The organism is Pantoea sp. JK, from assembly GCF_026130245.1.
In the GTDB taxonomy this organism is placed as follows: domain Bacteria; phylum Pseudomonadota; class Gammaproteobacteria; order Enterobacterales; family Enterobacteriaceae; genus Pantoea; species Pantoea trifolii.
This window is the reverse complement of sequence record NZ_JAINFN010000003.1, coordinates 540,005-563,470: the sequence shown is the minus strand read 5'-3', so window position 1 is coordinate 563,470 and position 23,466 is coordinate 540,005. Positions and strand designations below refer to the sequence as shown.

Genomic DNA, 23,466 nt, shown 5'->3' with positions numbered 1-23,466 from the left:
GATGTCGCATATGGCAGCGTCTCCTTCCCCCGTGAACGGGGGAAGGCCGGGATGGGGGAACAGCCAGCACTTACTAATGCAAACGGCGCGCGTCGATAATATCCGGCACCTGATTAAGGCGTGCCAGCACGCGGCCAAGCACTTGCTGGTTATAGATCTCAATATCCATATCAATGGTCGCCAGCTGTTTTTTGGTGTCGCTGCGGCTGGAGACGCCGAGCACGTTGACCTTTTCGTTAGCCAGAATGGTGGTGATATCGCGCAGCAAACCGCTACGATCGTTGGCGGTGACGCGCACCACCAGCGAGTAACCGCTGGAGTAATCTTCGCCCCACACCGCATCAACGATGCGTTCCGGTGCGTGCGAAATCAGCTCGGTTAACTGGTCGCAGTCGGCACGGTGAATTGAGATGCCACGTCCCTGGGTGATAAAGCCCACGATATCGTCGCCAGGAATCGGCTGGCAGCAGCGGGCGATATGGTGCAGCAGATTGCCCACGCCTTCCACCACCACGCGACCGCTCTCTTTACGCGCCGACGGTGCATGTGACTTTTGCGTCAGCAGGCGCAGCGCCTCGCGATCTTCCTCTTCGGCGCTCGGCTTGTTGAGCTTGCCTTGCAGGAAATTCACCATCTGATTGAGGCGAATATCGCCGCCGCCAATCATCGCCAGCAACTCATCCTGCGAACTGACGTTATAGCGCGGCAGCAGCAGTTTCTCCGCTTCGCGCATGCTGATATCCATCTGATTCAGCTCGTTTTCGAGGATCTGACGGCCAGCGATAATATTTTTGTCGCGATCCTGCTTACGGAACCAGGCGTGAATTTTCGAACGTCCGCGGCTGGTGGTGATATAGCCGAGGTTCGGGTTCAGCCAGTCGCGGCTTGGATTCGGCTGCTTCTGGGTGATCACCTCAATCTGATCGCCCATCTGCAACTGATAGGTAAACGGCACGATGCGCCCACTGATTTTAGCGCCAATGCAGCGGTGACCGATATCGCTGTGAATGTGATAGGCAAAGTCGAGCGGCGTTGATCCCGCCGGCAGATCGACCACGTCACCTTTCGGGGTAAACACATACACGCGATCGTCGAATACCTGGCTGCGCACCTCTTCCAGCATCTCGCCGGAATCAGCCATCTCTTCCTGCCAGCTAATCAGCTTACGCAGCCAGGCGATGCGCCCTTCATGTCCCGCCGCGCCGCGCGCGTTGCTGGAGGTTGGACCTTCTTTGTACTTCCAGTGTGCGGCGACGCCCAGCTCGGCATCTTCATGCATCTGGCGCGTACGGATCTGGATTTCCACCGTTTTGCCCTGCGGCCCAAGCACCACGGTATGAATCGATTGATAGCCGTTGGGCTTGGGATTGGCAACGTAGTCGTCAAACTCACTCGGCAGATGGCGAAACAGCGTATGCACCGTACCGAGTGCGCCGTAGCAATCTTGCAAGCGTTCCGCCACGATGCGCACCGCACGCACGTCAAACAGCTCATCGAACGCTAACGACTTCTTCTGCATCTTGCGCCAGATGCTGTAGATGTGTTTTGGACGACCATAAACTTCGGCACGCACGCCCTCTTTCTGCATCTCGGCGCGCAGGTTGGCGACGAAGCTTTCGATGTAGCCTTCGCGATCGATACGGCGTTCGTGCAGCAGCTTAGCAATACGTTTGTATTCATCGGGATGCAGATAGCGGAAGCAGTAATCTTCCAGCTCCCATTTGAGCTGGCCGATACCCAGGCGGTTGGCCAGCGGCGCGTAGATATTGGTGCTCTCTTTCGCCGCAAGCACGCGCTCATCTTCTGGCGCGTCTTTCATTTCACGCAGATGGGCGATACGTTCCGCCAGCTTGATGACCACGCAGCGGAAATCTTCCACCATCGCCAGCAGCATGCGGCGCACGTTATCCACCTGCTCGGAGGCCATCGAATCGTTGTGAATCGCTTTCAGCTGACGAATAGCATCCATGTCGCGCACGCCGTGCACCAACATCACAATCTCTTTGCCAAAGGCTTTTTCGAGATCCTCTTCGCTCACCACATCGGCGTTAGCGAGCGGGAACAGCAGCGCCGCGCGTAGGCTGTCGATATCCATGCTGAGCATGGTGAGAATTTCCACCATCTCAATACCGCGCCACAGCAGCAGAGCTTGATCAGGATGGTTGTGCGTTTCGGCTTCACAGTAGCGCCACGCATCCGCCAGTCGTTGACAGGATTGCGGGTTGTTAATACTTAAACTGGCGATCCACTGGTCGAGGGCAAATTCGCCCGCCGTATTTAAATGCGCACTTCTAACCGCAACCATATCCTCTCCTGCCACAGCGATGTGGACATCGCTTATGCTTTGCTAAACAGCACCATGGATTCGAGATGACTGGTATGAGGGAACATATCCAGCATCGCGACCCTTTCCAAATGGTAGCCCGCTGACAGCAATGTCTGACTGTCACGCGCCAGCGTTGTAGGGTTACAGGAAACATAGACCACACGTTCTGGCGCAAGTTTAACCACATGCGTCATCACGCCCGCGGCCCCAGCACGCGCTGGATCCAGTAACACCTTGTTAAATCCCTGCGTCGCCCACGGCTGACGCGATACATCTTCCTCCAGGTTATGCTGGAAGAAGCGAACATTCTCAAGATTATTCTGGGCTGCATTATACGCTGCCTGCTGCACTAATGCTGCAACGCCCTCCACACCTACAGCATTTTGTACGAACTTTCCTAGAGGCAAAGTAAAGTTTCCCATGCCACAGAACAAATCCAGCACACGATCCTCTGGCTGCAAATCCAGCCATTCGATGGCTTTGGCCACCATCTGCTGATTCACGCCATCGTTGACCTGAATAAAATTCTGCGGGCTAAAGGTTAGCGGCAAATTCAACGAATGATAAAAAGGTTCACGCGCATTCAGCGCCTGCAAACTTTCACTGCCATCAGCCAGATAGAGCGATAGTTGCTGCTCATGCGAAAAACGTTCCAGTTTTGCGCGGTCGCCTGCAGTGAGTGCATCAAGATGACGCAGCACCATCAGCGGGCCATTGTCCGCCAGCACCAATTCAACGTGGCCCAGCCGTTTAACCGCCTGTAAATCGCTGAGACACTGGTGCAACGGCTGCAGTAACGCCTCAAGTTCGGGCACCAAAACCGGGCATTGCTTCAGCTCAGCCAGATCGTTGCTGGCGGCCTGGCGGAAACCCATTTGCAGGCGCTGCTGTTTTGGCTGCCACTGCAAGCCTAAACGCGCACGACGACGATAGCCCCACGCGTTGCCGCTGATGATCTCATCGACCTTTACCGGCAGCGGCGCTTCGCGGCTTAACATGCGGCTCAAGGCGCGCGCTTTGCTCTCCTGCTGCAAAGCTACCGACGCATGCTGCTGCTGGCAGCCGCCGCACACACCGAAATGGACGCAGCGCGGTGTTTCCCGCTGTGGACTGGGATTGATGATCTTGTTGGCTTTGGCGCGCGCGTACTTGCTTTTATCCTCGAATACCGTCACTTCGGCCTGTTCACCGGGTAACGCGCCGCTGACAAACATCGCCTTGCCTTTATGGCGCGCAACACCTTGTCCGAAAGGATCGAGGTCTTCGATGGTGACGGATATGCGCGCCTTAGTCGTCACACGCTGTTTTGCAGAGTAAAATTGCGCCATAGTATTGTGAAATCTCTACTTTAATTGGGTGTGCAGCCGTTCAATGCGCTCGCACAGGGAAAAAATGCCAGGAATCGCCAGGCCACAATTATGACCAAATACAGCCTGCGGGCGCGAATGATGATTTTGATACTGGCGCCAACGCTGATGATTGGCCTGCTGCTCAGTACCTTCTTTGTGGTGCACCGCTACAACGAATTACAGCATCAGGTGCACGACGCGGGGGCGAACATCATCGAACCGCTGGCGGTCTCCAGTGAATACGGCATGACGTGGCACAACCGCGATGCGATTCGCGAATTAGTCAGCCTGCTGCATCGCCGCCACTCCAATATTGTCCGTGCCATCACCATTTTCGACAACAACAATCACGTCTACGTCACCTCGAATAACAACCAAAACCTCTCGTTATTACAAAAAGAGGACATCTCCACGCTGGAAGATGGCGTCTCGGTGGAGCGGCAAGGCAATGTGATGATTTTGCGCACGCCGATTATCTCTGAACGCTATTCGGTAGATGAGCTGCCGGGCGAGGATGCCAAACCCGCCGGGAATCCGCTGGGTTATGTGGCAATCGAGCTGGATCTGCAATCGGTGCGGCTGGAACAGTACAAAGAGGTGTTTGTCGCTACGCTGCTGCTGCTGTTCTGCCTGTGCATCGCCATGCTGTTTGCCTATCGCCTGATGCGCGACGTCACCGGCCCGATTCGCAACATGGTCACCACCGTGGACCGCATTCGCCGCGGCCAGCTGGACAGTCGCGTGGATGGCTACATGCTGGGCGAGCTGAGCATTCTGAAAAACGGCATCAACGCCATGGCGATGTCGCTCACCGCCTATCACGAAGAGATGCAGCAGAACATTGATCAGGCGACTTACGATCTGCGTGAAACGCTGGAGCAGCTGGAGATTCAGAACGTGGAGCTGGATCTGGCGAAGAAGCGCGCGCAGGAAGCAGCGCGTATCAAATCAGAGTTTCTCGCCAACATGTCGCACGAGCTGCGAACGCCGCTAAATGGCGTAATTGGCTTTACCCGCCAGATGCTGAAAACCGGGCTGAGCACCAACCAGCGCGACTACATGAGCACCATCGAGCGTTCGGCGAATAACCTGCTGAGCATCATTAACGACGTGCTCGATTTCTCGAAACTGGAAGCGGGCAAGCTGGTGCTGGAGTCCATTCCGTTCCCGCTGCGCGCCACGCTGGATGAAACGCTGGTGCTGCTGGCGCCGTCAGCCCACGACAAAGGGCTGGAAATTACCGTGTGCCTGGAAAAACAGGTGCCGGACAACGTGATTGGCGATCCGCTGCGCCTGCAGCAGATCATGATCAACCTGATCGGCAACGCGATTAAATTCACCGAGCACGGACATATCGATCTGCGCGTTGAGCTGCGCAGCATCAGCAACACGCGCGTCGAGCTGGAGATTCAGGTGCATGACACCGGCATCGGTATCTCCGAACAGCAGCAGTCGCAGCTGTTCCAGGCGTTTCGCCAGGCCGATGCCAGTATTTCACGTCGTCATGGCGGCACCGGTTTAGGGTTGGTGATCACACAGAAGCTGGTGAGCGAGATGGGCGGCGAAATTGCCTTCCACAGCCGTCCGAATCAGGGTTCCACCTTCTGGGTGCATATTCATCTTGATCTCAATCCGAACGCACCGGCCATTCCGCGCATGCTGGATGATTTGCGCGCCACGCCGCTGGCCTATATCGAACCCCACCCGGCGGTGGCGAAAGCGGTGCAGGAGATGCTGAGCATCACGCCGTTGCAGGTGCAGCACTTCTCCAGTCTGGAAGAGATGCCCGATACGCACTTCCCGCTGCTGCTGATGGGCTTGCCGGTCACCGAACCGCATCCTGCGACGCTATCGGATGCCTTGATTACGCGTCTGCATGCGCATGCCGATTCGGTGCTGCTGGCGCTGCCGAGTGAAATGATGCTGTTTGCCGACGACTTGCGCGCGCGCGGCATTGCCGGTTGTATCGCCAAGCCGGTTTCGTTAACACGCTTGCTGCCAATGCTGCTCGACTTACATGACTGGCAAAGCGATGCGCTGCCGCGTGGCGCACGTCAGCCGCTGACGGTGATGGCGGTGGATGACAATCCTGCCAACCTGAAACTGATTGGCGCGCTGCTGGAGGAGCAGGTGCAGCACATCATTCTGTGTGATAACGCCGAGCAGGCGATTCGCCAGGCGCGCCTGCACAAGCTGGACGTGATTCTGATGGACATTCAGATGCCAGATATCGATGGCATCCGCGCCAGCGAAATCATCCGCAGCCTGCCGCTGCACGCCACCACACCGATTGTCGCCGTTACTGCGCATGCGCTGGATGGTGAACGTGCGCAGCTGATCAATGCTGGCATGAATGACTATCTGGCGAAGCCGATTGACGAGGACAAACTGAGCCAGCTGCTGCAACGCTACGCGCCGAACCGAATCGCGCCGCAACAACAACCGCCTGAAGTGGCGCCGTCCCTGGATTGGACGTTAGCGCTGCGTCAGGCCGCCAATAAACCTGATTTAGCCCGCGATCTGCTGCAAATGCTGCTCGATTTCCTGCCAGAAGTGGAAGAGCACGTTGAGAGTGCGATGGCGAGTAACGATGTGGTGGGCTTGCGCGAGATTATTCACAAACTGCACGGCAGCGCCAGCTACAGCGGCGTGCCGCGCCTGAAGCAGCTGTGTCAGCAGTTGGAGAAGAGTTTGCATCAGGAGAGCGATATCGACGCGCTTGAGCCGGAGCTGCTGGAGTTGAGCGATGAGATGGCGAACGTAGCGCGAGAGGCGAGGAAATTGTTGGCGTTGGGCTAGTGCGGTGCGGTTTTCCCCTCACCCCAGCCCTCTCCCGCAAGCGGGCGAGGGAGCAAAATGTGCACCGAACAATTCCCTCTCCCTCTGGGAGAGGGTGAGGGTGAGGGAAAACTATCTCCCTCTACCCACCTTAATCACCGCCGCCACATTACGTGCCGTCAAACGCACGTTCTGCGCCGCATTGGCCAGCGCGTCTTCCAGCGAACAAATGCTAAACAGCACGCTAAATACCGCATCCAGCCCATGTTGATGCACCACGCCGACATCCGCCGTCAAACTCCCGGCAATGCCAATCACCGGCTTATTAAACTGCTTCGCGACTTTTGCCACACCAATCGGCACCTTGCCGTTGATGCTCTGGCTATCAATGCGTCCTTCGCCGGTAATCACCAGATCGGCATCTTTCACCTGCTCGGCCAGGCCCAGGGCTTCGGTGACAATCTCGATACCGCTGCGCAACTCGGCCTGGCAAAACGCATGCAGCGCCGCGCCCATGCCACCGGCCGCGCCGCCGCCATCAATGTGTAAAACATCAATATCCAGATCGCGATGAATCAAGGTGGCGTAATGTTCCAGCGCTTTGTCCAGCTGCTGCACCAGCTCCGGCGTTGCGCCTTTTTGCGGACCAAAAATCGCCGATGCGCCCTTTTCACCGGTAAGCGGATTACTGACATCGCAGGCCACTTCAAAGCGGCACTCTTTAATACGCGCATCCAGCTGTCCGATATCAATGTGTGCCAGCTGCGGCAATGCACCACCGCCATAGGCAATTTCCTTGCCGTGCTCATCCAGCAGCTGCGCGCCCAGCGCTTGCATCATGCCGGAACCGCCATCGTTGGTGGCGCTGCCGCCAATGCCGATGATGATGTGATCGACACCGCGATCGAGCGCATCTTTGATCAGCTCGCCGGTGCCAAACGAGGTGGTAATCAGCGGATCGCGCTGTGCGGCGGGCACTAACTCCAGCCCGCTGGCCGCCGCCATTTCGATAAACGCGGTGCGCTCATCGCCTGACAAACCGTAGAACGCTTCCACTGGCTTGCCGAGCGGTCCAGTAACCGTCAGCCGGACAATGTTTCCCTGCGTTGCCGCCACCATCGCTTCAACCGTGCCTTCACCACCGTCGGCAACCGGTATTTTCACGTAGTCAGCTTCAGGAAAGATCTCGCGGAATCCCGCTTCAATCGCCGAAGCCACTTCCAGGGCGGATAAACTCTCTTTATATGAATCCGGTGCGATGACAATTTTCATAGGCAATCCAGCGCGGTTGATGACGGACATCCGTCCTGCGAAGGCAGCGAGCCGCCCGGCATCCGCAGACGCCGGACGATTGCACTACCGAGTGATCTCAACTTTCGCTAATTTTTCATAATAGCAGGCCAGTGCGCTATGGTCGGAAGTGCCCTGTCCTTCCACCTTGAGCGCCTGCATCATCTCCATCACCGCAGCGGTGAGCGGCAGATGCGCGCCAATCTCGTGCGAGGTATCCAGCGCATTGGCCAGATCTTTGATGTGCAGATCGATACGGAAGCCCGGTTTAAAGTTACGATCCAGCACCATCGGCGCTTTGGCATCCAGTACGGTGCTGCCCGCCAGGCCACCACGAATCGCCTGATAAACCAGCTCAGGATTAACGCCCGCTTTGGTCGCCAGCGACAGCGCTTCTGACATCGCCGCGATGTTGAGCGCCACGATCACCTGATTCGCCAGCTTGGTGACGTTACCCGCACCAATGTCGCCGGTGTGCACCACCGAACCCGCCATCGCTTTCATGATGTCGTAGCACTGATCGAACACCGCTTTATCACCGCCCACCATCACCGACAGCGTGCCTTCAATCGCTTTCGGCTCGCCGCCGCTCACCGGCGCATCGAGCATTTTGATGCCTTTCGCCGCCAGCGCATCATGCACTTCGCGGCTGGCCAATGGCGCAATGGAACTCATGTCGATCACAATCAGACCCGGCTTCGCGCCTTCAATGATGCCGTTAGCGCCGAGGCACACCTCTTTAACCTGCGGCGAGTTCGGCACCATGGTGATCAGCACATCCACCTGTTCAGCCACCTCTTTTGGCGTCTTTGCCACGGTGGCGCCCAGCTCCACCAGCTCTGCTTCGTTGCCGACATTATGGTCGCGCACCACCAGCGAATAACCGGCTTTCACCAGGTTTTTACTCATCGGTTTGCCCATGATGCCGAGGCCGATAAATCCAATTTTCATTGCCTTTCCTCTCAGTCAGTTATTTTTTAAATTTGTCACACAGCGCCTGCGTGGCGTGACGGAACACGCCCAGATCGCTGCCAACCGCCACAAAGCTGGCGCCCCACTCCAGATAACGGCGCGCATCGACTTCCACCGGCGCCAGAATGCCGCTCGGTTTCCCCGCCGCTTTGGCGCGTTCGAAAACGTGTTTAATCACTTTCAATACTTCGGGATGCGCAGGCTGGCCGAGATAGCCGAGCGCTGCCGAGAGATCGCCCGGCCCCACGAAGATACCATCGACACCATCGACTGCGGCGATAGCATCGATGTTGTCCACCGCCTGTTGCGTTTCGATCTGCACCAGCACCGTGATGTTGTCGTTGATGGTGCTGTTGTAATCCGGCAGCGTGCCGTACATGTTGCTGCGGTGCGAAACCGAGACACCACGGATGCCAGCCGGTGGATAGCGAGTTGATGCCACCGCGCGAATCGCCTCTTCCTCGGTTTCCACGAACGGCACGAGGAAGTTGTAAAAGCCGATGTCCAGCAAGCGCTTGATGATGATCGGTTCGTTGCACGGCGGACGCACCACCGGCGCGCTGTGGCTGCCCTTCAGCGCCATCAGCTGCGGCACAAAGGTGGTGATGTCGTTTGGCGCGTGTTCGCCATCCAGTACCAGCCAGTCAAAGCCCGCCAGGCCCAGCACTTCGGTGGTTAATGGATTAGCCAGCGCGCACCAGCTGCCAATCAGGGTTTCTCCTGCCAGCAAACGGCGACGAAAAGGGTTCGGCCAGGCATTGCTCATTGTCTTCACTCCTGTCGGTTACAGCAGGCTCCCGCGCGGGGAGCCGGAAAAGTTAGCGCACCAGGCACGGACGCTTGTTATCAAAGGTCCAGTTCGGTACGAGAAACTGCATGGCTTGCGCATCATCGCGCGCGCCCAAACCGTGTTTCTGATACAGCGCGTTGGCCTGCATCACCTGATCCATATCCAGCTCGACGCCGAGGCCCGGTTTTTGCGGCACCTGCACCATGCCGCCTTTAATCTGGAACGGCTCTTTGGTCAGGCGCTGATTGCCTTCCTGCCAAATCCAGTGGGTATCGATGGCGGTAATCGCGCCCGGTGCTGCAGCGGCAACGTGGGTGAACATCGCCAGTGAGATGTCGAAGTGGTTGTTGGAGTGCGAGCCCCACGTCAGGCCGAAGTCGTGGCACATCTGCGCCACGCGCACCGAACCCTGCATCGTCCAGAAGTGCGGATCGGCCAGCGGGATATCGACCGATTGCAATGACAGCGTGTGGCCCATTTGACGCCAGTCGGTAGCGATCATGTTGGTGGCGGTCGGCATGCCGGTGGCGCGGCGGAACTCCGCCATCACTTCACGACCGGAATAGCCTTGCTCGGCACCGCACGGATCTTCCGCATAGGCCAGCACGCCTTTCAGCTGCTTACCGAGCAGAATCGCCTCGTTCAGCGACCATGCGCCGTTAGGATCGAGCGTGACGCGCGCCTGCGGGAAGCGCTTCGCCAGCGCCGTTACCGCTTCGGCTTCTTCGCCACCACGCAGCACGCCGCCTTTCAGTTTGAAATCGTTAAAACCATATTTTTCATACGCCGCTTCCGCCAGGCGCACCACCGTATCCGGCGTCAGCGCTTCTTCGTGGCGCAGGCGATACCAATCGCATTTGTCGTTTTCCTGGCTTTGATACGGCAGCGAGGTTTTCTTGCGGTCACCGACATAGAACAGGTAGCCGAGCATTTCCACGCGGTCACGCTGCTGACCATCGCCGAGCAGCGAGGCGACATTCACGCCCAGGTGCTGCCCCAGCAGATCGAGCAGCGCCGCTTCGATGCCGGTCACCACGTGAATAGTGGTACGCAAATCAAAGGTTTGGTTGCCGCGCCCGCTGGCATCGCGGTCGGCAAAGGTGCTGCGCACCAGATTGAGGATATTTTTGTATTCACCAACGGTTTTCTGCACCACCAGCGCCGCCGCATCCTCCAGCGTCTGACGAATCTTTTCGCCACCCGGAATCTCACCCACACCGGTATGTCCGGCATTGTCTTTAATGATGACGATATTGCGGGTGAAAAACGGCGAATGCGCGCCGCTCAGGTTGAGCAACATGCTGTCGTAACCGGCCACCGGAATGACCTGCAGCGATGTAATTTTCGGTGTCTGACTCATTTACTGCTCCTTAGACTTAGCCGCGACCCAATGCTGGGCGCTTGCGGTCGAATGACCAATTGGGCACCAGATACTGCATAGCGGTGGCGTCATTACGTGCGCCCGCCGGCAGCGATTTGTACAAAGCGTTGGCCTGATGCAGACGATCCCAATCCAGCTCGACGCCAAGGCCCGGCTTATCCGGCACGGCGATCTTGCCGTTGCGTATCTGCAGCGGCTCTTTGGTCAGGCGCTGATCGCCCTCCTGCCAAATCCAGTGCGTATCAATGGCGGTGGGTTTGCCCGGCGCAGCCGCGCCAACGTGGGTGAACATCGCCAGCGAAATATCGAAGTGGTTATTGGAGTGACAGCCCCAGGTTAATCCCCAGTCGTCGCACAGCTGCGCCACGCGCACCGCGCCGCTCAGCGTCCAGAAGTGCGGATCGGCCAGCGGGATATCGACGGAATTGAGCATTACCGCGTGGTTCATCTCGCGCCAGTTGGTGGCGATCATGTTGGTGGCGACCGGCAAGCCTGTCGCACGGCGGAATTCAGCCATCACTTCGCGACCGGAATAACCCTGCTCGGCACCGCACGGATCTTCGGCGTAGGTCAGCACATCGCCCATGCCTTTACACAAGCGAATGGCTTCGTCGAGCGTCCAGGCACCGTTGGGATCAACGGTGATGCGCGCATCGGGAAAGCGTTTTTTCAGCGCTGCCGCCGATTCAATCTCCTGCTCGCCAGGCAGCACGCCGCCTTTGAGTTTGAAATCTTTGAAGCCGTATTTGTCCTGCGCCGCTTCCGCCAGCCGCACCACGGATTCCGGCGTCAGCGCCTCCTGATGGCGCAAGTGATACCAATCGTGGCTGGCATTTTCGCCGGTCAGATAGGGCAAATCGGTTTTACGACGATCGCCGAGATAAAACAGATAACCGAGCACTGTGACTTCATCGCGTTGCTGGCCCGGTCCGAGCAGTTCCGCCACCGGCACGCCGAGGCATTGGCCGAGCAGATCGAGCAGCGCAGCTTCCAGTGCGGCCACCGCATTGACGCGCAGCTCGAAGGTCCACGCGCCTTTGCCGAAGGTATCGAAATCCGCCGACTGATTGCCTTTGTGCACCTGCTGCACCAGACGATTCATGCGCGCAACCTGCTGACCTTTTACCTGCGGAATCGCCTCAACCAGCGTTTGGTAGATGGTTTCACCGCCCGGTGCTTCACCGACGCCGGTATGTCCGGCGCTGTCAGTCAGCACCACAATATTGCGGGTGAAGCAGGCGCTGTGCGCGCCACCGATGTTGAGCAGCATGCTGTCGTAACCGGCAACCGGAATCACCTGCATGTCGGTGATGACCGGCGTGCTTTGCGTAGTCATAGTCCGTCCTTATGGCCTGGTTTTCAGCTCGACGCGTTTGATATCGCCAGCAATCACCAGGAAGCTAAATGCGGCGACAAAGGCATGGATACCGACATAAATCAGCGCGCCTTCGAAGGAACCGCTGGTGGCGATGATGTAACCGATAGCGATTGGCGTCACGATGCCGGAGAAGTTACCGAACATGTTGAACAGACCGCCGCTCAAACCGCTGATCTCTTTCGGTGCGGTATCTGCCATCACCGCCCAACCCAGCGCACCAATGCCTTTGCCGAAGAACGCCAGCGCCATGAAGAACACCACCACCCATTCGGTGTCGGTGTAGTTACACATCACCATTGAAATGGAGAGCAGCATGCCGAGCACAATCGGCGTTTTACGCGCGATATTCAGCGAACCGGTTTTGCGCATCAGATAATCAGAAATCACCCCGCCCAAGACGCCGCCAAGGAAGCCGCATACCGCCGGAATCGAGGCAATAAAGCCCGCCTTTAGAATCGACATGCCGCGCGCCTGCACCAGATACACCGGGAACCAGGTAATAAAGAAGTAAGTTAAGGCGTTGACGCAGTATTGGCCGAGATAGATGCCCAGCATCATGCGGGAAGTCAGCAACTGCTTGATTTGGAACCACTTTTCACTCCAACTCACTTTGCGGTCGTCCTTTTTGACGTCCATGTTGATCAGCGCGCCGCCCTGCTCCATGTACTCCAGTTCGGCTTTGTTAACGCCCGGATGATCGGTGGGGTCGTGGATCACTTTCAGCCAGATGAAGCTGAGGATGATGCCCAATCCGCCCATGAACCAGAACACGTGCGCCCAGCCCACTTCTGACACCAGCCAACCCATGATCGGCGCGAAGATCACCGTGGCGAAGTATTGCGCCGAGTTGAAGATTGCTACTGCGGTGCCGCGCTCCTGCGCCGGGAACCAGGCCGCAACGATGCGGCTGTTACCGGGAAAGGATGGCGCTTCCGCCAGGCCAACCAGGAAGCGCAACAGGAACAGCGAAATGATAATGCCAAAGCCGCTGAACAGATCGACGAAGCCCTGCAGCAAGGTGAACAGCGACCAGAGGAAGATGCTCCAGAAGTAGACGCGTTTTGAGCCGAAGCGGTCGAGCAGCCAGCCGCCCGGAATCTGACCAATAACGTACGCCCACGAGAAGGCGGAGAAGATGTAACCCAGGCCGACCGAATCAAGGCCGATATCTTTGGACATCGCCGAACCGGCAATCGAAATGGTTGCGCGGTCACCGTAGTTGAACGAGGTGACGATAAATAACATCACCACAATCCAGTAACGGGCATTGGTGCGCTTTTGCACCGCTTCCGCTGTCTGGCTGAAACTATTCATGATGCACTCCTGAAATATAGCGAACGCTACATCCACTCTGACTGCATACACATCGCGTTGGGTATCAGAATGATGTTGGGTTAAACACGGCGATTTTTATATTTGGCAATACGATGATGCGTCGTGACGAATAACCTAACGTTGAAGAACGAGAATCAGTATAGGAACAGCCTGGCGGCGAAACACTGGAAGAACGCATGAGGATGAAGGGCGAATGAGAATGATTTTATGGCATCTGCACATAACGCTGCGGCGTGGCTCACGGAACGCTTTTTTTCACCGCGATTTTGCCTGGTAATCGTACAGGCCAAGAGCAGTTTGTGAGTCCCTTCACTTGCGTTTGGATAAACGAACCAAAATCCTCTGATAAATCTCCTTAAAGCCAGTCAGTTGCACAATGCATCCGGCAAATACCCCTGCATATACTGAGGCTGGCAAAAAACGATGACGTGATGGACGTATTTTAAACCGCGCTGCTAAGTACAGTGCGACGAACTGGAAGGTGAGCAATGAACCGTCCTCTGACAGAAAAACCGCTCTATATCAAAGTGCACGATGCCGATAACGTGGCGATCGTGGTCAACAATCAGGGATTGCCGTCCGGCACCCGTTTCAACGATGGGCTGCAACTGACGGAGCATGTGCCGCAGGGACATAAAGTCGCGCTGAATGACATCCCGCAAGCGGGCGCGATCCTGCGCTACGGTGAAGTGATTGGCTACGCACTGCGTCCGATCCCACAAGGTAGCTGGATTGAAGAATCATTGGTGGCGCTGCCCGAAGCGCCACCGCTCAACAGTTTGCCACTGGCAAACAATGTGCCGCCCGCGCTGCCGCCGCTGGAAGGTTATACCTTCGAAGGCTATCGCAACGCGGATGGCAGCGTGGGCACGCGTAACCTGCTCGGTATCACCACCAGCGTTCACTGCGTAGCGGGCGTGGTGGATTATGTGGTGCAGATCATCGAGCGTGATTTGCTGCCGCGCTATCCCAATGTCGATGGCGTGGTGGCACTGAATCATCTGTATGGCTGCGGCGTGGCAATCAATGCGCCGGCCGCGGTGGTGCCGATTCGCACCATTCACAACCTGGCACTGAATCCCAATTTCGGTGGCGAAGTGATGATCGTCAGCCTCGGCTGCGAGAAATTACAGCCGGAACGTCTGCTGACCGGTACACCGGACGTGCAGGCGATTTCGCTGGATGATAACGACATTGTGCGTTTGCAGGATGAGCGGTTGGTGGGCTTTGGTGCGATGGTGGATGAAATCCTGCAGGTCGCCGAACGTCATCTGAAGAAGCTGAATCAACGCCAGCGCGAAACCTGTCCGGCATCAGAGCTGGTGATTGGCACGCAATGCGGCGGCAGCGATGCTTTCTCGGGCGTAACGGCGAACCCCGCCGTGGGATTTGCCTCCGACTTGCTGGTGCGCTGCGGCGCAACGGTAATGTTCTCAGAAGTGACCGAGGTGCGTGATGCCATTCATCTGCTGACGCCGCGCGTGGTGGATGAAGCGGTCGGTAAACGACTGCTGGAAGAGATGGCGTGGTATGACGATTATCTCAGCCAGGGCCAAACCGATCGCAGCGCCAATCCCTCGCCGGGCAACAAAAAAGGCGGGCTGGCGAATGTGGTGGAGAAAGCGCTGGGCTCGATTGCGAAGTCAGGTCGCAGCCCAATTGTTGAAGTGTTATCGCCAGGTCAGCGCCCTACCAAACGCGGGCTGATTTATGCGGCCACGCCAGCCAGCGATTTCGTCTGTGGCACGCAGCAGATGGCATCGGGCATTACCTTGCAGGTGTTCACCACCGGGCGCGGCACGCCTTACGGCTTGGCCGCTATTCCGGTGATTAAGATGGCAACGCGCAATGCGCTGGCAGAACGCTGGCATGATTTGATGGATATTAATGCCGGAACCATTGCGACGGGCGAAGAGAGTATTGAACAGGTCGGTTGGCGACTGTTTGAGTTGATTCTGGAGATTGCCAGCGGGCGCAAACAGACGTGGTCGGATCGTTGGGGGATTCGTAATCAGCTGGCGGTATTTAATCCGGCGCCGGTGACGTGATGGTTGTTGCCCTCACCCTAGCCCTCTCCCACTTCGCGGGAGAGGGAACAAACCGTGCGGGCTGCACCCTCTAAATATTCCCTCTCCCGCTGGCGGGAGAGGGTTAGGGTGAGGGAAAAGTCATTACAGCAACTTACCCCAGCTCTCCACCCAAGGTGACGTCACTGATTCTGGCTCAGGATCTTCTGTCGCATCCACCAGCAATACCTCGCCGATACGCTGTGCGCTCTGCTCCTGCAAAGTGGCATCGAAGGTTTTACCGGCACCGCAGAAATTGTCATAGCTGCTATCGCCCAAGCCAATCACGCCGTAACGCAATTCAGGTTGATAACCCAGCTCATCGCGCACCTTAACATACAGGCGGGCAATGTTATCCGGGAAGTCGCCCTGGCCAGTGGTTGAGGTGACAATCAGCACCACCTCTTTGCTGTATGCCTGCCAATCCGCCATCGACGGATCTTCAAACACCTTCACCTCGTGGCCCTGCTCTTTCAGCACCGTCTGTGCTTCTTCAGCCACCAGCAGCGCATTGCCGTAAACCGTACCTGTAAAAATGCCAATCTTTGCCATCTTGCCGCTCCTTTATTTTGTTGGCTTATCCTGGACTGCATCAATGGCAAACTCAACCCTAGGAACATCAGGGATCTGATCCTGCCAGCCAAATTGATCAAGCATCTGCTGCCAGACGCGATCCAACCCGGCGCGAATCACTAAGGGCGCGCCGGTGACGGGATGGGTAAAGCTAAGTGCGCTGGCGTGCAGCATCAGGCGATTAAGGCCAAAGTGTGCCGCCGCACCACGATTCTGGCGCAGATCGCCGTGCGCGCTGTCGCCAATAATCGGATGACGCAGATGCACCATGTGGCGGCGCAGCTGATGTTTACGGCCGGTGTGCGGCGCCATCTCCACCAGCGTATAGCGCGCGGTGTCATAACGGCTGATAGCGACCGGCATCTCAACGTGTGCCAGCGCCTGGTAATCCGTTACCGCCGGTTGGGCAACAGGTTCCTGAGTGGCGAATTTGTCGGCAATCTTATCCAGCTCTTCCACCAGCGGATAATCCAGCGTCGCGCCGCCTTCCAGCCAGCCGCGCAGCACCGCATGATAGGTTTTCTGCATCTGATGCTGTTCAAACTGCTGCGCCAGTAGATGGGCGACTTCGCTCGATAACGCCATCAGCAACACGCCAGACGTTGGGCGATCGAGGCGGTGCACGGTGAAGACATGCTGACCAATCTGGTCGCGCACCGTTTGCATCACTACCACTTTTTCATTGCGATCGAGCCAGCTGCGATGCACCAGCCAACCGGCTGGCTTATTCACCGCGACCAGCCACTCATCTTGATAAAGGATTTCGAGCATCAGGCGGAAGGTTCCTGGAACAGCGCATCAAATTTGTTGAGCGTCAGCAATAACGCCGCATAGCCTGCGGTGTCGTCTGGCAATGCGACTTCATAATAAGGTGCGATAGCGAAATTCTGCGGTAACGGCGCGCCACTTTCGAGCAGCGCATAAAAGCGCGGCATCAATACCCATTGCAGCCACTGCAGTGGCTCCATGGTATCGAGACAGAAAGGTTCGGTACTGGCGAAGGCGTTCGCCTCGGGGGATTGTGACTGCCAATGGCCGTGTTCGCGCATCACCGCTTCGACCTGCTGCAGGCGCTGAAAAATCATTTGCGACGACATGCGCCACCTCCAGAGAAAAATTGGGCGGCAAGCATACCATCAGTCACGCCCGGCGCAAAAATGGCATAAAAAAAGGGAGCACTGTGATTACAGTGCTCCCGGTTTTCGTTTGCAGCATTCCAGCTACTGCTGTGCTCCCTGCTCATCCATGACAACTTTTCCTGCGCTTTCCGTCGCTTGTCATCATGACATTGGTCCTTAGCATCCTGGCCCGCCACATTCCGCGTGGCTCTCATTCTCCGTCCTGGAGGTGTCCCTGACTCAATCCTGAGTGTCCTGCTTCGTCCTGAAGCCTTCCTTGTGCCGTAAACTCCGTTACGTTCCTGCCTCATGGCTGACATTCTCCTGAACGTCTCTTAATCCCCAGCATCCTGCCAGTGGTGACTATTCTCCCAGAAACCATCGCAATAACAAGCCAGTAAGAAGCGTTAATGGATTAAGCCCTGTCTTAATTTTCAGATTGATGCCATAAGTTCATGATTCACAATATTTTTACATTTACGGCTTCCAGAAGTCTGCACGATGATCTAGCGATCTCTCACACGCGGCGTGAGAGATCTCTCACAAAGCGAAGCCTGAAAATCTGCAAATCACTGAGTAACCGGTTGTAATGCATTAAGAAATGTCTTAACGGATGGCGCCAGCACTTCGCGCTTTTTAGTGCCAGGCTCCTCCAGAATGACCTCACCGGTAAGATTGCACAGCGCAATCACATCATTCTCTGAATCGGTGGTGGCGATAAACAAGGTCGGTGCTTGTCTTAAGCGGCGCTTCATGACCAGATGGCCAATCAGGTTCTCCTGCAGGCGGGTGAAATCCGCTTCGCTCCATACCTGCAGCAGGGTAATCGGCCGCTGCTTTAAGGTTGCCGTCATATCGCCTGCAAATTGCGTGGTGTAAAACGCACTGATTTCCGGTTGCAGCTGCAGATCCAGTGCGCGCTCCACCGCTTCAAGCGTGGCCGGTAAGGTAAACGGCTGCGGCTGCCACAACACGCGGTCATCCAGCGTGCTGATAATACAATCTGAAGGAACGCCAAGCAGATCGGCGCTGGCGGGAAAATGTCCGGTTTGTTGCTGCCAATGTTCAACGTAGCGGGCGGTAAATTCACGCAGAGCATCTACGGTTTGCTGCATCATTCATATTCTCGCAGGTGTTAGGTTACACTTAACCACTTTGATGAAATTTAGTGGTAACCGTTATGTCTTCTGAAAACCGGGATCAGGCATTAAGCGGCCTGACCTTAGGTAAGCCCACGGCTTATGTTGATCGTTACGATAACACGCTGCTGCAATCCGTACCGCGCAGCCTGAACCGTGAGCCGCTTGGGCTGTATCCCGATACTCTGCCATTTACTGGCGCAGATATCTGGACGCTATACGAACTCTCCTGGCTCAACAGCAAAGGCGTTCCGCAAGTCGCGGTGGGCGAAGTGGTGCTGCGCGCCGATAGCCAAAACCTGATCGAGTCGAAGAGTTTCAAGCTCTATCTTAACAGTTTTAATCAGACAGTTTTCGCTGACTGGGGCGAAGTGCGCCAGACGCTGGAGCGCGATCTCAGCGCCTGCGCAAAGGGTCAGGTCAGCGTGGCCCTGTTTCGTCTTAGCGAAGTGGAAGGCCAGCCAATCGGCCACTTCAATGGCGAAGTGATTGATGAGCAAGATATCGAAATCCACGATTACGCCTTCAACGCAGATTATCTGGCGCAGGCTGCTGGCCGCGAGGTGGTTGAAGAAACGCTGGTTAGCCATCTGCTGAAATCAAACTGCTTAATCACCAATCAGCCCGATTGGGGCTCGGTGATGATTCGTTACAAAGGCCCGCGTATCGATCGTGAAGCGCTGCTGCGTTATTTGATCTCATTCCGCCAGCACAATGAGTTTCACGAGCAGTGCGTTGAACGTATTTTCAACGATGTTCAGCGTTTTTGTCAGCCAGAAGCGCTAACTGTATATGCACGTTACACGCGGCGCGGCGGTCTGGATATCAATCCGTGGCGCAGCAACGTGCCCTTCTCTCCCGGTTTTTCCCGCCTGGTTCGCCAGTAACAGATTGCGAGACGCCTCGCAGGCCGCTGCACGGATGCGCGGTTCCTCTTGAGCATTCACGGCGGACAACGTTACTCTGTTGAAGGCGCGATTGAAGCATGCGCGACCAGGGATTTTCGTCGCTGCGTTAATAAGTTAAGCGCAGCGTCATCAGCCACGCATTTGCGTGTAAAGGAGTTCTCTTGATTACACATATCAGCCCGCTTGGCTCGATGGATCTGCTCTCCCAGCTTGAAGTCGACATGCTGAAGCGCACCGCCAGCAGCGACCTTTATCAGCTGTTTCGTAACTGTTCTCTTGCGGTACTCAATTCCGGCAGCCAAACCGACAGCAGCCAGGAATTGCTTTCGCGTTTCGAAAACTTTGATATCAACGTGTTGCGCCGTGAACGCGGCGTGAAACTTGAACTCATCAACCCGCCGGAAGAGGCGTTTGTTGATGGCCGTATTATTCGTTCGCTGCAGGCGAACCTGTTTGCCGTGCTGCGCGACATCCTGTTTGTGAACGGACAACTGGCGGCCACCGAACGCTGCCAGAGTGATGAACCGGAAGACTCTGCGCATATCACCAATCAGGTTTTTTCGATTCTGCGTAACGCGCGTGCGCTCCATATTGGTGAGTACCCGAATACCGTGGTGTGCTGGGGCGGTCACTCGATCAATGCGGTGGAATACCAATATTGCCGCAATGTCGGCACACAAATGGGCCTGCGCGAACTCAACATCTGTACCGGTTGCGGGCCTGGCGTGATGGAAGCCCCGATGAAAGGTGCCGCCGTTGGCCATGCGCAGCAGCGCTATCATGACAGCCGCTTTATCGGCCTGACCGAACCGTCAATCATTGCCGCAGAGCCACCGAATCCGCTGGTCAATGAGCTGATCATCATGCCGGATATCGAAAAACGCCTCGAAGCCTTTGTGCGTATCGCCCACGGCATCGTGATTTTCCCAGGCGGCGTAGGCACAGCGGAAGAGCTGCTCTATCTGTTGGGTATTTTGATGAATCCGCATAACAGCGATCAGGTACTTCCGCTGATTCTGACCGGACCCAAAGAGAGCGCCGACTACTTCCGCGTGCTGGATGATTTCATCGTTAACACGCTGGGTGAAGGCGCACGCAAGCACTACAAAATCATCATTGATGATGCCGCTGAAGTAGCGCGTCTGATGAAGAAAGCCATGCCTCAGGTGAAAGAGTATCGTCGCGAAACCGGCGATGCCTACAGCTTTAACTGGTCGATTCGTATCGCACCCGAATTGCAGGTGCCCTTCCTGCCGACGCACGAGAATATGGCAAACCTGAAGCTGTTCCCGGATCAGCCTGCCGAGCTGTTGGCAGCGGATCTGCGTCGCGCTTTCTCCGGCATTGTCGCGGGTAACGTTAAAGAGATCGGGATTCGTGAAATTCGCGAGAAAGGTCCATATAAGCTGCACGGCGATGCCAATCTCATGCACCGCATGGATGAGCTGTTGCAAGGCTTTGTCGCACAGCAGCGCATGAAGCTGCCGGGCAGCGCCTACATCCCTTGCTACGAAATCATCAAATAACCCATCAGGAAGGCAGCCTGCGGGCTGCCACTATCGCTATGTCGTTTCATCTTCTTATCATTGATGCACTCAATCTGATTCGCCGTCTGCACGCCGTTCAGGGATCGCCGTGCCGCGACAGCTGTGTTGCCGCCTTGCATCAGTTATTAGGACATACCCAGCCCACGCACGTAGTGGCGGTGTTTGATAGCAATGAGCGTCAGCCTGGCTGGCGCCATCAACTCTTGCCGGATTACAAAGCGGGTCGTCCGCCGATGCCGGAAGATTTGCATCTGGAGATGCCCGCGCTGCAGGACGCCTTCCGCGCCGCTGGCGTCAGCTGTTGGGTGGCAGATTTAGATGAAGCAGACGATCTCGCCGCCACGCTGGCGGTGAAAATGGCTGACGCCGGTCACCAGGCAACGATTGTTTCTACCGACAAAGGTTATTGTCAGCTGCTGGCACCCAATATTCGTATTCGCGATTATTTCCAGAAGCGCTGGCTGGATGTGCCTTTTATCGAGCAAGAGTTTGGCGTTTCGCCCACGCAGTTGCCCGATTACTGGGGATTGTGCGGTATCAGCAGCAGTAAAATTCCCGGCGTACCCGGCATTGGCCCGAAAAGCGCCCGTGAGCTGTTAATGCAGTTTGGTTCGCTGGATGCGATTTATCAGCAATGGGATCAGGTGCCGAGCAAGTGGCAGGGGAAATTGCAGGAACAGCGGGAAATGGCAGAAATCTGCCGCAAGGTCTCGACGTTAAAACGGGATTTGGTGTTACAAGGCAATCTCAATACATTGAGATATCAAACGAAATAGCGGTCACCATAAATGGCGACCCTACAAAAACGTAGCGCGTCCTGGACGATCCTACGAAAAACACGGCATATCCTGCGAAATAATTTGTGCTACAGCAAGGCGGCAAGTGCGCGAGTCCCCGGGAGCATACATCAGTATGTGACCGGGGCGAGCAAACGCAGCCAGCGCCGCTGTAGTGCAAAATATGAAGCAGGACCGCTGTAGCGCAAAGTATGAAGCAGGACTAGCGCTCGTCGCGACGGCCGCCCACTGCCGCCCACAACCGGCGTACGTGAACGGTGACTTCTTCGCGGTCGTGATAGAGCTGACGCGCCTGAATCTGGGCATTAATGCCCTGCGCTTTCAGCGCGTCATCAATCATCGCCAGGTTCTGCGTCACTTCTTCGTAGCGCTTTTTCATGGGCAGCTTAAGGTTGAAGATCGCTTCACGGCACCAGCCATTCACCAGCCATTCGGTCATCAGGCTCGCTACGCGCACCGGTTTTTCCACCATGTCGCACACCAGCCAGCTGATATTGGTACGCGGCGGACGGAATTTAAAACCATCTTCGCGGCAGTGCGTGACTTGTCCGGTATCCATCAGGCTTGGCGCCATCGGACCGTTATCCACCGCAAATACCCACATGCTGCGTTTCACCAGCTGATAGGTCCAGCCGCCGGGGCAAGCGCCAAGATCGACGGCGTACATGCCGCTGGCTAAACGCTCATCCCACTCATCCGCCGGCACAAACACGTGGAAGGCCTCTTCCAGCTTGAGCGTGGAACGGCTCGGCGCATCGGACGGGAACTTTAGGCGCGGGATGCCCATGTAGAATGGTGAGTTGTTTTCCGGCAGCGAATAGCCAACGTAGCAGGTGCCCGGCGCAATAAAGAACACATGCACCACCGGACGCTTCGGCGTTTCGTAATTAAGCAGGATTTTGCTTTCACGCAGGCTGGCACGCAGCGGCACGGTTAATTTACGGCAGAATTTGGTGAGCTCTTTCGCTTCATTGGTATCCGGCACTTCAACGCGAAGTTCGCCGCCCTTCTCCACCACACCGGTCAGCATGCCGACAATCGGCGTAATGCGATCTTCTGGCGGCAAATCGCGCAGCAGCTCTCCCACCACCAGCATCTGACGCGCAAAGATCAGCTCGGCAAACGGCAGCGTTTGGATCAGCTTTTCAGCGTCTTCCTGCTGATAGCACTCATACAGCACGTAACCCGAGTCATCTTTGACGCGCGGGAAGCCGTAAATTTCGCGTTCAGCCGCTTTCGCGCTGATTTCTGCCGCGCACTCTTTCTCAAATCCCGGACGGCAATAGAGTAAAACTTTATTCATGGCGATCTGCCTTTCGTTTCAGACGCAGTGCGCCAATCAACATCAAGAACCAGCCAATAAGGAAGCACAAGCCGCCCACTGGCGTAACAAAAACCCAAAACTTCATGTGCGACAGCGCCAGACAATAGAGGCTGCCACTGAACAACACGGTACCCAGCGCCATCGCGGCGCTACTCCAGTAAAACCAGATATTGGCGCGGCGCAGCATGGCGGCACCCAAGCCGATCACCGCCAACGTGTGATACGCCTGATATTCGAGGCCGGTATGTATCCACGCCATTTCGGCCGGGCCGAGCGATTTGCTCAGCACATGCGCCCCGAAAGCACCAAACGCCACCAGTAAAAATCCACTGATAGCAGCAAAAACAAACATGGCACGACTGGACATCAAAGAATCCTCAAGGTAATGCGCACAT

19 protein-coding genes are annotated in these 23,466 nt (G+C 56.4%); 5 read left to right on the top strand and 14 right to left on the bottom strand.

From position 1 onward, the window contains the following. Nucleotides 1-73: 73 nt before the first annotated feature. Both relA and rlmD read right to left on the bottom strand, forming a co-directional pair. Nucleotides 74-2,305: a GTP diphosphokinase gene (gene relA / locus PanJK_RS10045; protein WP_256697230.1), complete on the bottom strand. Its 2,232-nt coding sequence runs from the start codon at nucleotides 2,303-2,305 to the stop codon at nucleotides 74-76. Nucleotides 2,306-2,337: 32 nt separating this feature from the next. Then, nucleotides 2,338-3,654, bottom strand: coding sequence for a 23S rRNA (uracil(1939)-C(5))-methyltransferase RlmD (gene rlmD / locus PanJK_RS10040; protein WP_265299376.1), 1,317 nt, complete (start codon nucleotides 3,652-3,654; stop codon nucleotides 2,338-2,340). A gap of 90 nt (nucleotides 3,655-3,744) precedes the next feature. On the opposite strand from rlmD, the gene barA reads away from it, so the two are divergent. Further along, nucleotides 3,745-6,474, top strand: a complete 2,730-nt coding sequence (barA, locus tag PanJK_RS10035) for a two-component sensor histidine kinase BarA (protein ID WP_265299374.1) — start codon at nucleotides 3,745-3,747, stop codon at nucleotides 6,472-6,474. A gap of 111 nt (nucleotides 6,475-6,585) precedes the next feature. Here the strand turns inward: barA and PanJK_RS10030 are convergent, their stop codons facing one another. From PanJK_RS10030 to PanJK_RS10005, 6 genes are all read right to left on the bottom strand, one after another. Further along, nucleotides 6,586-7,725 (bottom strand): glycerate kinase, encoded by a 1,140-nt coding sequence (locus PanJK_RS10030; RefSeq protein WP_256697233.1) that lies wholly within the window; start codon nucleotides 7,723-7,725, stop codon nucleotides 6,586-6,588. 84 nt (nucleotides 7,726-7,809) lie between these two features. Next, nucleotides 7,810-8,694: a 2-hydroxy-3-oxopropionate reductase gene (garR, locus tag PanJK_RS10025; RefSeq protein WP_265299371.1), complete on the bottom strand. Its 885-nt coding sequence runs from the start codon at nucleotides 8,692-8,694 to the stop codon at nucleotides 7,810-7,812. Between the two features lie 19 nt (nucleotides 8,695-8,713). Further along, entirely contained in the window at nucleotides 8,714-9,481 is a 768-nt protein-coding gene (gene garL, locus PanJK_RS10020) for a 2-dehydro-3-deoxyglucarate aldolase (RefSeq protein ID WP_265299369.1), read from the bottom strand. A 52-nt stretch (nucleotides 9,482-9,533) separates the two neighbouring features. Beyond that, nucleotides 9,534-10,865 (bottom strand): glucarate dehydratase, encoded by a 1,332-nt coding sequence (gudD, locus tag PanJK_RS10015; protein WP_256697235.1) that lies wholly within the window; start codon nucleotides 10,863-10,865, stop codon nucleotides 9,534-9,536. Between the two features lie 16 nt (nucleotides 10,866-10,881). Further along, nucleotides 10,882-12,222: an enolase C-terminal domain-like protein gene (locus PanJK_RS10010; RefSeq protein ID WP_061719915.1), complete on the bottom strand. Its 1,341-nt coding sequence runs from the start codon at nucleotides 12,220-12,222 to the stop codon at nucleotides 10,882-10,884. Nucleotides 12,223-12,231: 9 nt separating this feature from the next. Beyond that, entirely contained in the window at nucleotides 12,232-13,578 is a 1,347-nt protein-coding gene (locus PanJK_RS10005) for an MFS transporter (RefSeq protein WP_008101389.1), read from the bottom strand. Nucleotides 13,579-14,087: 509 nt separating this feature from the next. Here PanJK_RS10005 and garD point away from each other — a divergent pair. Continuing rightward, the gene (garD, locus tag PanJK_RS10000; protein ID WP_265299363.1) at nucleotides 14,088-15,647 is read left to right on the top strand and encodes a galactarate dehydratase; all 1,560 of its coding nucleotides are present in this window, start codon (nucleotides 14,088-14,090) and stop codon (nucleotides 15,645-15,647) included. Between the two features lie 123 nt (nucleotides 15,648-15,770). Here the strand turns inward: garD and PanJK_RS09995 are convergent, their stop codons facing one another. From PanJK_RS09995 to syd, 4 genes are all read right to left on the bottom strand, one after another. Next, complete coding sequence (locus PanJK_RS09995) at nucleotides 15,771-16,217, bottom strand: flavodoxin (RefSeq protein ID WP_265299361.1); 447 nt, start codon at nucleotides 16,215-16,217, stop codon at nucleotides 15,771-15,773. Between the two features lie 12 nt (nucleotides 16,218-16,229). Continuing rightward, a complete protein-coding gene (gene truC / locus PanJK_RS09990) occupies nucleotides 16,230-17,009 on the bottom strand; it encodes a tRNA pseudouridine(65) synthase TruC (protein ID WP_265299359.1) in 780 nt (259 codons plus the stop codon). Continuing rightward, the gene (locus PanJK_RS09985) at nucleotides 17,009-17,335 is read right to left on the bottom strand and encodes a YqcC family protein (RefSeq protein WP_256697242.1); all 327 of its coding nucleotides are present in this window, start codon (nucleotides 17,333-17,335) and stop codon (nucleotides 17,009-17,011) included. Before PanJK_RS09985 ends, truC begins: the two co-directional genes overlap by 1 nt. 590 nt (nucleotides 17,336-17,925) lie before the next feature. Then, nucleotides 17,926-18,474, bottom strand: coding sequence for a SecY-interacting protein (gene syd, locus PanJK_RS09980; RefSeq protein WP_256697243.1), 549 nt, complete (start codon nucleotides 18,472-18,474; stop codon nucleotides 17,926-17,928). A 62-nt stretch (nucleotides 18,475-18,536) separates the two neighbouring features. On the opposite strand from syd, the gene queF reads away from it, so the two are divergent. The 3 genes from queF (at nucleotide 18,537) to xni (ending at nucleotide 21,726) form a co-directional block, all read left to right on the top strand. Continuing rightward, nucleotides 18,537-19,382, top strand: a complete 846-nt coding sequence (queF, locus tag PanJK_RS09975; RefSeq protein ID WP_265299355.1) for an NADPH-dependent 7-cyano-7-deazaguanine reductase QueF — start codon at nucleotides 18,537-18,539, stop codon at nucleotides 19,380-19,382. A gap of 182 nt (nucleotides 19,383-19,564) precedes the next feature. Beyond that, nucleotides 19,565-20,929 (top strand): nucleotide 5'-monophosphate nucleosidase PpnN, encoded by a 1,365-nt coding sequence (gene ppnN, locus PanJK_RS09970; protein WP_256697245.1) that lies wholly within the window; start codon nucleotides 19,565-19,567, stop codon nucleotides 20,927-20,929. Nucleotides 20,930-20,967: 38 nt separating this feature from the next. Further along, entirely contained in the window at nucleotides 20,968-21,726 is a 759-nt protein-coding gene (xni, locus tag PanJK_RS09965; RefSeq protein WP_265299352.1) for a flap endonuclease Xni, read from the top strand. A gap of 223 nt (nucleotides 21,727-21,949) precedes the next feature. Here the strand turns inward: xni and rlmM are convergent, their stop codons facing one another. Further along, nucleotides 21,950-23,050 carry a 23S rRNA (cytidine(2498)-2'-O)-methyltransferase RlmM gene (gene rlmM / locus PanJK_RS09960; RefSeq protein ID WP_061719908.1) on the bottom strand — a complete coding sequence of 367 codons (1,101 nt, stop codon included), beginning with the start codon at nucleotides 23,048-23,050 and terminating at the stop codon, nucleotides 21,950-21,952. Beyond that, complete coding sequence (locus PanJK_RS09955) at nucleotides 23,043-23,438, bottom strand: DUF423 domain-containing protein (protein WP_008109570.1); 396 nt, start codon at nucleotides 23,436-23,438, stop codon at nucleotides 23,043-23,045. The genes rlmM and PanJK_RS09955 overlap by 8 nt, the downstream gene beginning before the upstream one ends. Nucleotides 23,439-23,466: the final 28 nt, after the last annotated feature.

Excerpts from the sequence above, each read along its gene's own strand:
- queF (WP_265299355.1), top strand. The coding sequence starts at position 18,537 with ATGTCTTCTGAAAACCGGGATCAGGCATTAAGCGGCCTGACCTTAGGT.
- relA (WP_256697230.1), bottom strand. The coding sequence starts at position 2,305 with ATGGTTGCGGTTAGAAGTGCGCATTTAAATACGGCGGGCGAATTTGCC.
- rlmD (WP_265299376.1), bottom strand. The coding sequence starts at position 3,654 with ATGGCGCAATTTTACTCTGCAAAACAGCGTGTGACGACTAAGGCGCGC.
- xni (WP_265299352.1), top strand. The coding sequence starts at position 20,968 with ATGTCGTTTCATCTTCTTATCATTGATGCACTCAATCTGATTCGCCGT.
- PanJK_RS10030 (WP_256697233.1), bottom strand. The coding sequence starts at position 7,725 with ATGAAAATTGTCATCGCACCGGATTCATATAAAGAGAGTTTATCCGCC.
- PanJK_RS09995 (WP_265299361.1), bottom strand. The coding sequence starts at position 16,217 with ATGGCAAAGATTGGCATTTTTACAGGTACGGTTTACGGCAATGCGCTG.
- syd (WP_256697243.1), bottom strand. The coding sequence starts at position 18,474 with ATGATGCAGCAAACCGTAGATGCTCTGCGTGAATTTACCGCCCGCTAC.
- rlmM (WP_061719908.1), bottom strand. The coding sequence starts at position 23,050 with ATGAATAAAGTTTTACTCTATTGCCGTCCGGGATTTGAGAAAGAGTGC.
- garD (WP_265299363.1), top strand. The coding sequence starts at position 14,088 with ATGAACCGTCCTCTGACAGAAAAACCGCTCTATATCAAAGTGCACGAT.
- PanJK_RS10005 (WP_008101389.1), bottom strand. The coding sequence starts at position 13,578 with ATGAATAGTTTCAGCCAGACAGCGGAAGCGGTGCAAAAGCGCACCAAT.
- gudD (WP_256697235.1), bottom strand. The coding sequence starts at position 10,865 with ATGAGTCAGACACCGAAAATTACATCGCTGCAGGTCATTCCGGTGGCC.
- PanJK_RS10010 (WP_061719915.1), bottom strand. The coding sequence starts at position 12,222 with ATGACTACGCAAAGCACGCCGGTCATCACCGACATGCAGGTGATTCCG.
- garL (WP_265299369.1), bottom strand. The coding sequence starts at position 9,481 with ATGAGCAATGCCTGGCCGAACCCTTTTCGTCGCCGTTTGCTGGCAGGA.
- PanJK_RS09985 (WP_256697242.1), bottom strand. The coding sequence starts at position 17,335 with ATGTCGTCGCAAATGATTTTTCAGCGCCTGCAGCAGGTCGAAGCGGTG.
- PanJK_RS09955 (WP_008109570.1), bottom strand. The coding sequence starts at position 23,438 with ATGTCCAGTCGTGCCATGTTTGTTTTTGCTGCTATCAGTGGATTTTTA.
- barA (WP_265299374.1), top strand. The coding sequence starts at position 3,745 with ATGACCAAATACAGCCTGCGGGCGCGAATGATGATTTTGATACTGGCG.
- truC (WP_265299359.1), bottom strand. The coding sequence starts at position 17,009 with ATGCTCGAAATCCTTTATCAAGATGAGTGGCTGGTCGCGGTGAATAAG.
- garR (WP_265299371.1), bottom strand. The coding sequence starts at position 8,694 with ATGAAAATTGGATTTATCGGCCTCGGCATCATGGGCAAACCGATGAGT.